Origin of the sequence: Deinococcus psychrotolerans (genome assembly GCF_003860465.1) — a bacterium.
GTDB classification, from domain to species: domain Bacteria; phylum Deinococcota; class Deinococci; order Deinococcales; family Deinococcaceae; genus Deinococcus; species Deinococcus psychrotolerans.
This window is the reverse complement of record NZ_CP034183.1, coordinates 130,977-143,973: the sequence shown is the minus strand read 5'-3', so window position 1 is coordinate 143,973 and position 12,997 is coordinate 130,977. Positions and strand designations below refer to the sequence as shown.

12 protein-coding genes are annotated in these 12,997 nt (G+C 61.2%); 3 read left to right on the top strand and 9 right to left on the bottom strand.

The window, feature by feature from the left end:
- The first annotated feature begins 184 nt into the window (after positions 1-184).
- Together carB and EHF33_RS00755 are read left to right on the top strand one after the other, a co-directional pair.
- Positions 185-3,280 (top strand): carbamoyl-phosphate synthase large subunit, encoded by a 3,096-nt coding sequence (gene carB / locus EHF33_RS00760; protein WP_124867180.1) that lies wholly within the window; start codon positions 185-187, stop codon positions 3,278-3,280.
- Between the two features lie 128 nt (positions 3,281-3,408).
- Positions 3,409-3,864: an SHOCT domain-containing protein gene (locus tag EHF33_RS00755; protein ID WP_124867179.1), complete on the top strand. Its 456-nt coding sequence runs from the start codon at positions 3,409-3,411 to the stop codon at positions 3,862-3,864.
- Between the two features lie 75 nt (positions 3,865-3,939).
- On the opposite strand, the gene EHF33_RS00750 is transcribed toward EHF33_RS00755, so the two are convergent.
- The 8 genes from EHF33_RS00750 to EHF33_RS00715 all read right to left on the bottom strand — a co-directional run bounded on the left by EHF33_RS00750 (position 3,940) and on the right by EHF33_RS00715 (position 8,452).
- The gene (locus EHF33_RS00750) at positions 3,940-4,287 is read right to left on the bottom strand and encodes a type II toxin-antitoxin system PemK/MazF family toxin (protein ID WP_124867178.1); all 348 of its coding nucleotides are present in this window, start codon (positions 4,285-4,287) and stop codon (positions 3,940-3,942) included.
- Complete coding sequence (locus EHF33_RS00745; protein ID WP_124867177.1) at positions 4,278-4,523, bottom strand: CopG family ribbon-helix-helix protein; 246 nt, start codon at positions 4,521-4,523, stop codon at positions 4,278-4,280. The genes EHF33_RS00750 and EHF33_RS00745 overlap by 10 nt, the downstream gene beginning before the upstream one ends.
- Positions 4,524-4,590: 67 nt before the next feature.
- A complete protein-coding gene (locus tag EHF33_RS00740) occupies positions 4,591-5,010 on the bottom strand; it encodes a type II toxin-antitoxin system VapC family toxin (RefSeq protein WP_277425536.1) in 420 nt (139 codons plus the stop codon).
- Positions 5,011-5,012: 2 nt separating this feature from the next.
- On the bottom strand, positions 5,013-5,393 hold the full coding sequence (locus tag EHF33_RS00735) for a helix-turn-helix domain-containing protein (RefSeq protein ID WP_124867175.1): 381 nt from the start codon (positions 5,391-5,393) through the stop codon (positions 5,013-5,015).
- A gap of 220 nt (positions 5,394-5,613) precedes the next feature.
- On the bottom strand, positions 5,614-6,150 hold the full coding sequence (locus EHF33_RS00730) for a hypothetical protein (RefSeq protein ID WP_124867174.1): 537 nt from the start codon (positions 6,148-6,150) through the stop codon (positions 5,614-5,616).
- Between the two features lie 61 nt (positions 6,151-6,211).
- Positions 6,212-6,709 (bottom strand): hypothetical protein, encoded by a 498-nt coding sequence (locus EHF33_RS00725; protein ID WP_124867173.1) that lies wholly within the window; start codon positions 6,707-6,709, stop codon positions 6,212-6,214.
- Positions 6,710-6,786: 77 nt separating this feature from the next.
- Complete coding sequence (locus EHF33_RS00720) at positions 6,787-7,596, bottom strand: Cof-type HAD-IIB family hydrolase (protein WP_124867172.1); 810 nt, start codon at positions 7,594-7,596, stop codon at positions 6,787-6,789.
- Between the two features lie 34 nt (positions 7,597-7,630).
- On the bottom strand, positions 7,631-8,452 hold the full coding sequence (locus EHF33_RS00715) for a class I SAM-dependent methyltransferase (protein WP_124867171.1): 822 nt from the start codon (positions 8,450-8,452) through the stop codon (positions 7,631-7,633).
- A 115-nt stretch (positions 8,453-8,567) separates the two neighbouring features.
- On the opposite strand from EHF33_RS00715, the gene trmFO reads away from it, so the two are divergent.
- A complete protein-coding gene (gene trmFO / locus EHF33_RS00710) occupies positions 8,568-9,950 on the top strand; it encodes a methylenetetrahydrofolate--tRNA-(uracil(54)-C(5))-methyltransferase (FADH(2)-oxidizing) TrmFO (RefSeq protein WP_124867170.1) in 1,383 nt (460 codons plus the stop codon).
- A gap of 149 nt (positions 9,951-10,099) precedes the next feature.
- On the opposite strand, the gene EHF33_RS00705 is transcribed toward trmFO, so the two are convergent.
- Complete coding sequence (locus EHF33_RS00705; protein WP_124867169.1) at positions 10,100-12,682, bottom strand: BamA/OMP85 family outer membrane protein; 2,583 nt, start codon at positions 12,680-12,682, stop codon at positions 10,100-10,102.
- Between the last annotated feature and the right edge of the window lie 315 nt (positions 12,683-12,997).

The following is a 12,997-nucleotide window of genomic DNA, read 5'->3' as shown; positions in this document are numbered from 1 at the left end:
GAAGGTTTATACAAAAATGACGGCGTATCCAGCTGACTAGATTTGCCTCGCAGCCTGCCTCTCGGTGCTGTAATTTACCTTTCCGAGTTGCCAGCTTAGGGTGCATTACGCTCTCAATTCTCTGCATAACCATACATCTCCCCTACCACCCCACAGCCCATCCATGCCATACTCTATTTTTGGAATGCCTAAGCGAACTGACCTTCAAACGATTCTGATCCTCGGCAGCGGCCCTATTCAAATTGGGCAGGCTGCCGAGTTTGATTATTCCGGCACTCAGGCCCTCAAAGCGCTCAAGAAAGAGGGCTACCGCGTGGTGCTGGTCAACAGTAATCCGGCGACCATCATGACCGACCCCGATCTGTCGGATGCCACTTACCTGGAGCCACTGACGCCCGAATTCGTGGAAAAAGTGATCGCCAAGGAGCGCCCAGACGCCCTGCTGCCCACCCTCGGCGGCCAGACGGCGCTGAACCTCGCCATGGAGCTGCATGAGCGCGGCACGCTGGAGAAGTACGGCGTGGAGCTGATCGGCGCGGGTGTGGAGGCCATCAAGAAGGGCGAGGACCGCGAGCTGTTTCAGGCGGCCATGAAGAAAATCGGCATCGAAACCGCCAAGGGCAAGATGGTTCACAGCATGGAAGAGGCCACCGAGTACCAGAAGGAACTCGGCCTGCCGGTGGTCATCCGCCCCAGCTTCACGCTCGGCGGCACAGGCGGCGGCATCGCCCACACCTACGAGGAATTCTTAGACATCACCGAGGGTGGTTTGCGCGACTCGCCCGTGACGAGTGTGCTGCTGGAAGAAAGCATTCTCGGCTGGAAGGAATACGAGCTGGAAGTCATGCGCGACACAGCCGACACGGTGATTATCATCACGGGCATCGAGAACTTCGACCCGATGGGCGTGCATACCGGCGACTCGATCACGGTGGCCCCGGCCCAGACGCTCAGCGACGTGGAATACCAGCGGCTGCGCGACATGTCGCTAGCGATCATCCGCGAGATCGGCGTGGCGACGGGCGGCAGCAACATCCAGTTCTCGGTCAATCCCGACAACGGGCGCGTGATCGTCATCGAGATGAACCCGCGTGTGTCGCGCTCCTCGGCACTGGCGAGCAAGGCCACCGGCTTCCCGATTGCTAAAATTGCCGCGCTGCTGGCGGTGGGTTACCACCTGGATGAATTGCCCAACGACATCACCCGCGTGACGCCCGCGTCGTTCGAGCCGAGTATCGACTATGTGGTGACGAAGATTCCGCGCTTCGCCTTCGAGAAGTTCCCCGGCACGTCCGACCATCTGGGCACCCAGATGCGCTCGGTGGGCGAAGTGATGGCGCTGGGCCGCACCTTCAAGGAGAGCTTGCAGAAGGCGCTCCGAAGCACCGAGAGCGACGTGCGCGGTTTGTATGCCGAGATGGACGAGGCACAGCTGCGCGACCTGCTGTACCCCAACCCGCGCCGCCTGGAAGCCGTGATCGAGCTGCTGCGACGCGACCTCAGCGTAGACCAGTTGTTCGACCTGACCCGGATTGACCGCTGGTTCTTGGGGCAGCTTCACGAGATCGTGGCCGCCGAGCGCGAGATTCTGGAACTCGGCCCGATTGCCGAGTGGAAGTACGAGTACTGGCGCGAGGTCAAGCGGCTGGGGTTCAGCGACGCCCGCATCGGCGAGATCGTGGGCCTGACCGAGCTGGAAACCCGCGCCATTCGCAAAAAGGCCAACGCGCTGCCGGTCTACAAGACGGTGGACACCTGCGCCGCCGAGTTCGAGGCGCACACGCCGTATCACTACTCGACCTACGAGTGGGAAGACGAGGTGCGCCAGACCGACAAGCCCAAAGTGGTCATTCTGGGCAGCGGTCCCAACCGGATCGGGCAGGGTGTGGAGTTCGACTACGCCACCGTGCACGCGGTGTGGGCCTTGCAGGAAGCCGGATACGAGACCATCATGATCAATTCCAACCCCGAGACGGTCAGCACCGATTACGACACCGCCGATCGGCTGTACTTCGAGCCGCTGACCTTTGAAGACGTGATGAACATCGTGGAGCACGAGAAGCCGGTGGGCGTGATCGTGCAGCTCGGCGGGCAGACGCCGCTGAAACTGGCGGGCAAGCTGGAAGCCGCTGGAGCGCCGATCATCGGCACCAGCCCGGCCACTATCAACGAGGCCGAGGACCGGGCCAGCTTCAACGCGCTGTGTGAGCGGCTGGGCATCGCGCAGCCACGCGGCCTGGTGGCCGAGACGCCCGGCGAGGCGCAGGAACTGGCCGCCAAGCTCGGCTTTCCGCTGATGGCGCGGCCCAGTTATGTGCTGGGCGGGCGGGCCATGCGGATCGTGGGCGGCGCTGAGGAGTTGCAGACCTACTTAGACGAGGTCTACGCCGCCGTGGAAGGGCAGCCGAGCATTTTGCTCGATCAGTACCTCTCGGGGGCGCTGGAGCTGGATGTGGACTGCCTGTGCGACGGGCAGACGGCGGTGGTGGCGGGCATCATGGAGCACATCGAGGCGGCGGGCGTGCACAGCGGCGACTCGGCCTGCATCACGCCGCCGATCAGCCTCAGCGCCGAGCTGACGCAGACGGTCAAGGACACCACCGAGCGGCTGGCGCTGGCGTTGGGCGTGCGTGGGCTGATGAATGTGCAGTACGCCGTCAAGGACGGGATTGCCTACATCTTGGAAGCCAATCCCCGTGCCTCGCGCACCGTGCCGTATGTGAGCAAGGCCACCGGGCATCCGCTGGCGAAGTACGCGGCCCGCATCGCGGTGGGGCAGACGCTCGCGGAGATCGGGCTGACCGAGACGCCCAAGCCCAGCATGTACAGCGTCAAGGAAGTGCATCTGCCATTCCTGAAATTCAAGGGGGTGCTGCCGATTCTGGGGCCGGAGATGAAAAGCACTGGCGAGAGCATGGGCATTGACGCCGACCCGTATCTGGCCTTCTACCGCGCCGCGCTGGGGGCCAAGAGCAATCTGCCGCTGTCGGGCGTGGCGCTGCTGCTGGGCGAGGGGTTAGATGAAGTGGCGGGCGTGCTGGAAGGCGCGGGCCTGAGCGTCCTTCGGGAGCAGGACGGCACGGTGTTGTTTGAAGAGGCGTTGCCTGATTTGCTGATTGACGTGACCGGGAGCCAGTTGCTCCGCACGGCCCTGGAGCGCGGCGTGCCGATTGTGAGCACGAAGGAAGGGGCCGAGTGGACGGCGAAGGCGATACAGGCGGCGCAGGGGGCGGAGTTGGGGGTTCGGAGCTTGCAGGAGTGGTTGAGCGCCCGAAAATAAGTACGACAACTCAGATTTGCTTCGAATACCGTTGCCAAAGCTCGTCATACCATTATGACTTACACAGATTAAATCAACCCGTCGAGTAATTTTTTTGTAAGGCGATCCCATCTAGCATTCATCTAGATATGAATGATATAGAAATTAAGGGTGTGAACGGACAAATTTGTATCTCTGGAAATAAGGTGATCATCAAAAGGCGCGGAGGTATGGCTCTTTTTACACATGGGTTCAAAGGTGATAAGGAATTTCTGCTCACTCAGATTACATCTGTCGAGTTTAGGAAGGCCGATCTATTTATGAAAGGACACATTAGAATTATAGCTAGCGGCGTAGATGAAGGGCAAGCAGCGCTTTTATATGGAAATGCGAGTGAAAATGCTGTGATTTTCGGCTTGGAGCATAAGAAAGAATTTGACAAATTTAGAGAGGAATTTGGTAAGCGGCTTGATGAGGCAAGACAGCGATCTGCACACCCAGTATCCCTATCTGTCGCTGACGAACTTCAGAAGCTACATACACTGAAGACTTCGGGAGTTATCTCTGAAGGGGATTTTGAGCGTGCGAAAGCAAGACTTTTGTAAAAAATAGTTTTCACAATCTGCTTTCTCTCCACGCTCAGGCCCCAGCTTGGGCAGGGAACGGGGGCGGGATAGGCGCTAGAGAGCCAGATGCAGTCGCACCCGTTCGCTGAGTTGCGTCATCAGGTCTTCGGGAACGTGTCCGAGGCGGCGCAGCACCCGGCTCAGGGCCACGCTGCGAAGTTGCTCGACCTGTGCTTTGCTGTCCTCATTGAGATCGGTGCGCTCGTTGGGGAGTAGCAATTGAAAGGCGTAGACCCGCTCCACGTTACTGGTCAGCGGCACCACCGTAATGACGACGTTCTGAGCGTTGGCGGCATTGTTGGTCACGACGACGGCAGGGCGGGTGAAGTTGGCCTCGTTATTCCGGGCAGGCGAAAAGTCCACCAGGAAAATATCACCGCGCCGAATGAGTCCTACTTCCACAGCCTGTCATCCTCACCGGAGTCCAGTCCATCCCCATTTTCAAGGTCAACAAACTCGCCGGAACGGGCGTATTCGGCGTATTCCTCGGCCAGTTGCTTTTCTCGCAGAGCCTCAATGGCCTGTGCCACCGCCTCACTCCGGCTGCTGAGCTTATGGCTTTTCTGGTACTCGTCAAGATAAGTGGCAAGGTTGGACGGCAAACTGACAGTGACCCGTTGTGCAGTTTCGTATGTCATATCTGCATACTAACATGCATACAGCGGGTGCTTTGCGCTCAAGCCCCAGCTTGGGCAGGGAGCGGCGTCACGGCTGCCAGACCATCCCCGGAATCACCTGCTGCGCTATGACCCGCAAGTTCAGATCAAAAGTCATGAAGTGCAAGCCCAACGGCGCAATAGCCTGCGCGGCGGCGAGATGTACGGCGTCGTAAGCCCTCAAAGAATGGAGTGTGGTCAGATGGGCAGCGTCGTGAAGAAGCAGTTCATCGGCAGCCACATGCCGGAATGTAGCCCAGTCGGCTTCAAAGGCAGCCAGAGCAGTCTGGTAAGACGCGCTTGTGAGCAACTTACGTCGCCTGCGTCCGGTCAGAGCAGCGACAGCTTCGACATAGGTGATGGCGTGGCAGACCACGCCGCTGGACTGCGCTTTGGCACTGACCACCGTCTGATACTGCGGTTCCTGGGTATAGAGGCGAAGCAAAGCTGAAGTATCCAGATACAGCAAGGTCAAAGACTTGGCCCCAGAAATTCCGGCAAGAGGTCTTCAATAGGGGGGCCGCTGACAGGGACTGGCTCAGACAACCCTGCTGGCTTGAGGCCCCAGGGTTCGCCGCCGAGCAGCTTCAGGGCACGGTCACGGGCCGCTTGATCGGCAGGGTCAGGCACATCAACCACCTGGAGAATGTCGCCCACATCGGCCTTGACGCCCAGTTGCCTGAGACCGATAACCAGATCGACCAGTGTACTCATCTCTACCCGCTCCACACGGGCGTTATAAAGAGCGTTCAGTGTCGCAGGACGCATCCTGGCCGCCTGCGCCAGTTGCTTTTGGGTGATGTTATGCCGCTTGAGGAGGCTCGCCAAACCAATCTGCATCTGTCCATTCATTATTACTCCCAAGAGCACAATATGTCCTTTGGGAGTAATATGCAAACGTGAATTGCGGAGTGGAAAGCTCAGTCTCCAGCTGGGGCGGGTGCGAGAGTCAGATGCCGCCGCACCCGTTTGCTCAAGCTGCTTGCCAAAGGCGGGAAGCGGAGTAACACCGCCCGATAATCTAAGCGTGCAATTTCAGATGTGTCTGCCAACGTTTGCGCCGAACTGGGCCTCAGGGGCGGGCAGGCTTTACTGGCGTCGGCTCCACATACACTGGCACGGAGGTGGTTTGCGTCTGGGTGGTTTCCAGCGTGACACTCGTCCTGGGCAGCGGCACGCCCAGCGCAGGACGAGGCGTAGGGGCCGTCACGCCCTGCTTTTGCATTCTGACCTGAAAGGTAAACAGCGTGGTTTTCATCACCCCTTCGAGCTTCCCGGCTTGAACACGGGCCTTGAAGGTTCCCGCGTCGCTGCTGCCACTCGAAAGCGTCAGGTCAATAGTGCCGCCATTGGCGTCGTACGGCAGAAATCTCCCCTCCGCCGTGTAGACATTGCCGTTACTGGCGCGGGTCAAAATCCCGTTGGCGCGGCCCGTTCGGCCATTGATGTTGAGCAGCAACTCGTAACTGGCTGGAATCGGCCCCAAGCTGGCAGTGCCCTGATAATTGCCCGAGAGCAGCGAGTAATCTGGCCCGCGTGACTGGGTGGTCGGAGCACAGGCGGCCAGCAACAAGGCGGGCGAAAGCAGCAGGGCAGGCAAGAAACGCATGGCGAAAGGCTAACCCGCGCTCATGAACTCAAGCTGACCGCAGGCGGTGTAAGACCAGCGTTTAGAAAGAACCCAGCGCCACTTGGTCGCCCGAGCGGTCGTGCTCCAAGCTGATCCCGAAGTCACTGACCCGGCCCAGTTGATCGAAGCCGAACGCCACCGCCCAAACGACTTGCGGAGATTTCTCAAAAGTGGCGCTGCGAACATAGTAGGTTACGCCGCCGCGCATGAAGGTCTTTTCGGCCACCAGTTCCTTTTGCGCTCCGAACTGCTCGACGCCGGTTTTGCGGTACTGGGTAAAGCCGTCTAAGGTGCCCCACTGGGCCTTGACATCCGGCGTAAAAGCGGCCCACAACCGCTCAAGCTTGACGGCGTAAAATTCTTCAAGCAGAGCGCGGGCGCGAATCTGAACGGCTTTTTCGGCCACCGTTTGCGCCGCAGCAGCGGGAGCAGGCGCAGAAACGGCCAGCACTGAGAAAGCCAGCCCTGAGGAAGCGGGGCCGGTGGACAGCAAGCTCACGGCCCCCAGCACCATGACGCGGCAAATTGTCTTGTTCATGGTTTAGCTTAAGGCCGCGCCCAGCGGTGAGCGGTCAGATGGGTGACGATTGCCGCGCGTTCCCACACAACAACCCCTCAGGCCAGTAAGCGCTCCAATACGGCGGCCAAACCGTCCTGATCATTGCTGAGCGTCACTTCGTCTGCGGCGGCCAGCGCTTCTTCCTCGGCGTTGGCCATCGCCACGCCCCTGCCTGCCCAGCTCAGCATTTCGGCGTCGTTGAGCGCGTCACCGAAAGCCAGCACTTCCGAGGCGTCTATGCCCAGCCGATCACACAGCCGCGCCAGGCCCCACGCTTTGCTGACCCCCTCGGCCAAGATTTCCAAAAAGGGTGCGCCGCTGTGGGTCGCCGCAAAGCCGCTCAGATTGAGCGCCTGCACCTGTGCCAGCAGCTCGCGCGGCGTCAAGGTGGCGTGGCGCACGATGAATTTGAGACTGGGCAGCGCCAGCACCTCCGCCAGCTCAGCGCTGCCCATCGTGCTCGGATCGCGTTTGTGGTCTTCAAAGTGGGCGATTTCAGCGTAGCCTTGCTGAGCTACGAAGGTCGTTCCACCGTCGCGCACGCTGACAAACAGCACGTCCGGCAGCTGTGCGCTGAGCGCTTCAGCGAGGGCGCGTTGGGCGGCTTGAGTGACATGCGCCTCAAACAACCTCTCGCCGGTGCCGAGGTGAACGCCGTGAGCGCCGTTGCCGCACAGGGCGTATTCGTTAAAGCCAGCTTGCTCGGCAATCATTTTGACCCCGTGCGGTTGTCTGGCCGTCACCGGAACCGTGTGAATGCCCGCCGCCCTTGCCCGGTTCAGCGCTCTGCGGGTGCGCTCACTCACGCTCAAGTCGCTTCTCAGCAGGGTGCCGTCAAGGTCGGTGGCGATTAAGCGAATGGTCATGCAGAGAAGATAGAGCGCCGGGCCGAGTCTTGCCCTACTCCTGTCTGCGGCCCCGAATGAGATGCACCGCCGCTTCGTCTACCAGTTCGCCGTTTTCGCTGTGGGCGGCTATCCAGTCGCTGAGGTCATCCTGAAGCTGCTCGCCGAGATGCTGACGCTGCTCCTCGGTCATGGCTGCCAGATTGGGCGTTGCCGCCGCCGCGCCCTGCAAGGTGAAGGCGAAAAAGTGTTGCGGTTCAGGATAACGAACTGTGCGCGTCTGTGCTTCGACTTCCACGTCCACAAAGCCCGCCGCCATCAGGAGGTGCTCCAGCGTGGCCGCCCCGCCCAGCGCAAAAGGAGACGCGAAAACGTCCACGCCCATCCGTACTCGCCCCGCCTGATTGAGCCGGAAGAACAGCGGGTTGTGTTCAATCGCTTGATGAACCGCGAGTGCCACCCGTCCGCCCGGTTCCAGCACCCGGCGCATTTCGCGGAGCGCTCCCACCGGATCAGGGAAGAATTGCAAGCCCTGCTGACACAGCACCGCCGTGAAGGAGGCGTCTGCAAACGGCAAGCTCTGGGCGCTGCCGTGTTGCCAATCGATGACGGAGGCGTCCGGCGCGGCAGTCTCGCGGGCCACCGCCAGCATCGCCGGATTCAGGTCGAGGGCGCTGATGGCCCCACTTTCCCCCACGCGCATGGCTGCTTGCCGCGCCACAATACCCGTGCCGCAGGCCACGTCCAGCACCCGTTCGCCTTCTCGCAATCCAGCAAAGTCCAGCAGCGCCGTCGCCCAGGGCGCGAACTTATGCGGCACCATGTAGCGCTCATACGTTTGGGCGGCGCGGAGGGCTTCGTCGCTGGGCTGGGTCATGGAAATTCCTTTTGGAGCTTGAAGTTGAAGCGAAACTAGCGTTGACACCGTCAAAGACTTGTCAAAAGCGTTCCGCCTCTCCCCTCCTTGTGCCGCCACCCTCTAGACTACCCAGATGACTCTTCCCACCCCATCCATCACCGTCGTCGGCGCGGGCCTGGCCGGTTCTGAAGCGGCCCTCGCCGCCGCCAAGCTCGGCATGCAAGTCCACCTCTACGAAATGCGGCCCGTCAAAATGACCCCAGCGCACCGCAGCGGCAACTTTGCCGAATTGGTGTGCAGCAACTCGCTGGGCGGGCAGGGCGACTTGCAGGCCAAGGGCCTTCTCCAAAGCGAAATGCGGGCGGTGGGCAGCGCCATTCTGGAGAGCGCCGACGCCTCACGGCTGCCCGCAGGCGGAGCGCTGGCCGTCGAGCGCGAAGGCTTTTCCGAGCGGATTACCGGCGCGGTGCGAAACCACCCGCTGATTACTGTTCACGGCGAGGAAGTCACCGAGTTGCCGACTGGCCCCTGCGTGATCGCCACCGGCCCCCTGACCGCCGAAGCGCTGTCCGGTGAGTTGGCGCGGCTGACCGGCGACGAGCAACTGGCCTTTTACGACGCCGCCGCGCCGGTAATCGCCTTTGAGAGCATCAACATGGACATTGTGTTCCGGGCTGGACGCTATGAGCAGAGCGCCGATTACCTCAACTGCCCAATGAACCAAGAGCAGTACGACGCCTTTTACACGGCGCTGGAGCAGGCCCGGACGCATACCCCGCACGACTGGGAAAAGCTGGAATTTTTCGAGGGCTGCATGCCGATCGAAGAAATCGCGCGGCGCGGCAAAGACACGCCCCGTTACGGCCCCATGAAGCCGCGCGGCCTGACCGACCCGCGCACCGGGCGCTGGCCTTACGCGGCGGCCCAACTGCGCCAGGAAGATCAGGAAGGCCGGATGTGGTCCTTGGTCGGCTTTCAGACCGGACTCAAATGGGGCGACCAGAAGACGGTAGTGCAACTGATTCCGGGCTTGGAAAACGCCGAAATCATCCGCTACGGCGTGATGCACCGTAACACCTACCTCAACGCGCCCAAAGTGCTGGAAGCGTCCTTGGAACTCAAAATGCGCCCACAGACCTTCGTGGCAGGCGTGCTGGCCGGAACCGAAGGCTACCTTGAGTCAGCGGCGACCGGCTGGCTGGCCGGAACCAACGCCGCCCGCGCCGCGCTGGGCCTGAGCTCAATCGTGCCGCCGCAAGAAAGCATGCTCGGCGGCCTGACCCGCTACCTCGCCAGCGCCAATCCCAAGAACTACCAGCCGATGAACGTCAATTGGGCGCTGGTGCCGGAGCTCCCCGTTCCCGAAGGCCGCAAGAAGTGGGGCAAGCGAGAAAAGCGTCCGGTGCTGTACCGGCGCGGGCTGAGCGCCTTCATGGACTGGGCGCAGGGCGAGGGGTTGGAAGTCACCCTGCCGCCCGCGCCAGAAGAGGAGCCAGCCGAGGCGGTCTTGCGCTGAGAGGCAGCGGCGGCTAATCGGTAACGGACGCGGCAGCACATGAGGCGCAGCCGAAACACCGTGTAAAAAGAGCGTGAACCAAAAAAGCGTGACAGGAGCCTAAGCACCCTGTCACGCCGACACTGTTGAGATCAGCTCGCCGCCAAAACTTAAAAGACTGGCCCGATACGGAAACTGAACTTGGAGCTGTTGTTGCTGGGCGAGAAGCCGTAATCAAAGCGCAGGGCGGGCAGGAGTGCGCCGCCGATGCCGAGGTTGAGCTGGACGCCGAGGCCGAGGCCGTAAGCGCTGGCCGAGGTGCCGTTGGCCGCAAAGGCGCTGCCCGCGTCCACGAAGGCGATGCCGTAAAGGCCCTGCGCGATGGAGTTGCTGACGCCAAAATCGTAGCGGTACTCGGCGCTGCCGGTCACGTAGCTGCTGCCCTTGAGGGTGCCGGTGGGAATGCCGCGCAGCTCATAGGCGCTGACGATGCTGGCGTCGCCGATGCCGAAGGTGCTGCCCACCGGATAGTTGCCCGTCAGCGTTCCGGCGTTGACCCGAGCGGCCAGCACTTGCTGCTTGCTCTGCTGGTTAAAGCCCTTTTCAAGCGTTTTGCCGAAGCCGTAATAGGTGCTGGCTCCGCCTTCGAGCTTGAACCAACTGAGGCTGTTGCTGCCCGCCGAGCCGAAATTGTACGACGGCGAGAAGTTGGCGCGAATGCCCTGCGTGGGAAAGTCACCGCTGTTGGTCGAGTCGTAGTTCAGCGCCGGACTCAGGCGGGTAATCAAGCCGCTTTCGGGCAGCAGCGCTGTAGCTGCCGCGTCGTCGATCAGGGTCTTGCCCGCGTCGTCGGCCGTTTTTTGATCAGCGTCGGTGATTTTTTCGAGGTAGCTCACGTCGTAGCTGGTGCCCACGCCAACGCTGCCGGTCAGGTACTTGGCGAGGCTGCGGCCCACCCGCACGCTGATGCCGCTGGAGCGCTGGGTAAATTGCCGCCCGGTGGCGCTGCTGTCGGTGTTCAAAATGCCGTTGTTGGGCGACAAGGTGCTCGACAAGCTGAGCGAGACGCTGGTGGGGGTTTTGCGGAAATCGGCAAAATCGATGTCGAGCCAGGGAATGGTGTAGTTGACGCCGCCGCCGAGGAACTGCCCCGAATCGGTGGGCTGGGCCGTCACCGAGGCTTCTAAGGTGTGGCCGAGGCCAAAGACGTTGTTGTTGCTCAGGCCGAGGCTGCCCTGAAAACCGCTGACGGTGTCGTAGCTGATGCCGAACGGAACGCTGCGGGTGCTGCTCTGCTCGGTGAGGTTGATGACGTACGTCAGCACTTCGGGATTTTTGGGATCGTCCGAGCGGGTGGTCAGGTTGGTGACCTTGACGATGCCCAAACGGGTGACGCGGTCGAGGCCGTCGCGGATGCTGGCGCTGGAGACTACACCGGTCAGGTTTTGCAGTTCGCGCAAAATCACCCGGTCTTGGGTGCGGTGCGCTCCTGTCCAGCTGAGCTCAAACTTGGCCGCGCTGGTTTCGTGGATGGTGTAGGTCAGCACGCCGCTGTCAAAAGCAATCGGGTCGCGGGTCGAAATCTCGTAGCCTGCGGCCCGGTAAGCGTCGCGCAGCGCAAAAAAGCTGCTTTCGGCGAGCTGTTGAGAAAATACGTCGCCCACTTTGAGCTTGAGGGCTGCCTGCAACTCAGCGGCCGTGAGCTTGGTGTTGCCCACGAAGCGGATTTCTTTGATCGGGCCGCTGGCGGTTTGGGCGTCACCGAACACCACCGTGACTTGCGAAGGGTTTTGGGCGTCCGGCTGAAGCGCGAAGCCCACCGATTTGCCGGTTTGATTCGACAAGGTGCGGGTGTCGGCTTCCAGGGTGCTGAGCGTCAGGGGCGTGCCCTCTTTGGTCAGCAGGCCTGCCGCGCTGACGGCGCTGCCCAGAATGCTGGTGTCCACCTTGCTGACCACACCTTCGGTCAGCTTGATCTTCAGCACGCCCTTGTCGAGGGTGGTGGCGCTGACATCGATGCCACTTTGCAAAAAGCCGGCGGCTTGGTAAGCCTGAGCGATGTCCTGCGCCGCTTTGAAATACACTTCGGGCGTGAACTTTTTAGCGTCGTAAAGCGGCTTGAAGGCGTTGACGATGCTGTCGCGGGGAAGGCGGGTGTTGCCTTCAATTTCTACGCGGCTCAGCGGAGCCGTTTCGTCCACGACGTACGTCAAAGTTACGCTGCCGTCGGCTGCGGGGGTGGTTTTGGTACTGATGCTCGGCACGAACGGGTAGCCCTCGCCGCGAAAGTTCTGCGCCAGCAGTTCCTTGCTTTGATCCACCCGGTCGGTGTTGAGGGTCGCGCCGGGGGCGATGTTGAGCAGGTCGGCGATGCGGGCTTTGTAGGTATCTGCCGGAAAATAGGTCAGTCCCTGCACTTCCACCGCGCTGAGCACTGGATTAGGCTTGACCGCCAGCGTCAGCACGTTTTGGCCGTCTTGGGTACCGAGCGAGGCCGTCACGCTGCTGAAATAGCCGGTGGCCAGCGCTTCTTGCTCGATCTGACGCAGGTTGAGGCCGCTCAGCGCTGCGCCGCGCTGCACCGTCAAGCTGGCTTTGAGGAAATTGCCCAGCAGATCAGGTGCGCCAGTCACGACCACGTCACCGAGGTTGGCGGCCTGAACCGCCGCCGGAGCAGCGGGAGTGGTGCTTTGGGCAGCGGCCAGCGGTGCGGCGAGCGCCAAGGAAAGGGCCAAGGTGAGCGGGTGTTTCATCAATTCTCCTCAAGGGACAGGTGGGTCAAGTACTTTCTGGGTGGGCAACTGCTGAACGAACACTTTCTGGGCAAGCACGGTCTACGTCAGCACTGTAGAGGTAAACGCTGCCGGGCCAAACGCTACCGGCGTGACACCTTCTTCTTTGACACATTGTCTGCAATGGCCCTGAGAAAGGTGAAGAATGCTTGAATTGGTTGCGGGTGAAACGCTGGGTGCCGTGCTGGAAGGCGCGGGTTGAAGTTGGGCTGAGGGTGGCAGGCCCGTTTTCTCCCACTCTTCGAGCAGAAAGTGAACAGGTTCTCAAGGCAATCC

Coding starts and splice junctions, on each gene's coding strand:
- EHF33_RS00725 (WP_124867173.1), bottom strand. CDS start 6,709: ATGAACAAGACAATTTGCCGCGTCATGGTGCTGGGGGCCGTGAGCTTG.
- EHF33_RS00720 (WP_124867172.1), bottom strand. CDS start 7,596: ATGACCATTCGCTTAATCGCCACCGACCTTGACGGCACCCTGCTGAGA.
- EHF33_RS00715 (WP_124867171.1), bottom strand. CDS start 8,452: ATGACCCAGCCCAGCGACGAAGCCCTCCGCGCCGCCCAAACGTATGAG.
- trmFO (WP_124867170.1), top strand. CDS start 8,568: ATGACTCTTCCCACCCCATCCATCACCGTCGTCGGCGCGGGCCTGGCC.
- carB (WP_124867180.1), top strand. CDS start 185: ATGCCTAAGCGAACTGACCTTCAAACGATTCTGATCCTCGGCAGCGGC.
- EHF33_RS00755 (WP_124867179.1), top strand. CDS start 3,409: ATGAATGATATAGAAATTAAGGGTGTGAACGGACAAATTTGTATCTCT.
- EHF33_RS00730 (WP_124867174.1), bottom strand. CDS start 6,150: ATGCGTTTCTTGCCTGCCCTGCTGCTTTCGCCCGCCTTGTTGCTGGCC.
- EHF33_RS00735 (WP_124867175.1), bottom strand. CDS start 5,393: ATGAATGGACAGATGCAGATTGGTTTGGCGAGCCTCCTCAAGCGGCAT.
- EHF33_RS00705 (WP_124867169.1), bottom strand. CDS start 12,682: ATGAAACACCCGCTCACCTTGGCCCTTTCCTTGGCGCTCGCCGCACCG.
- EHF33_RS00745 (WP_124867177.1), bottom strand. CDS start 4,523: ATGACATACGAAACTGCACAACGGGTCACTGTCAGTTTGCCGTCCAAC.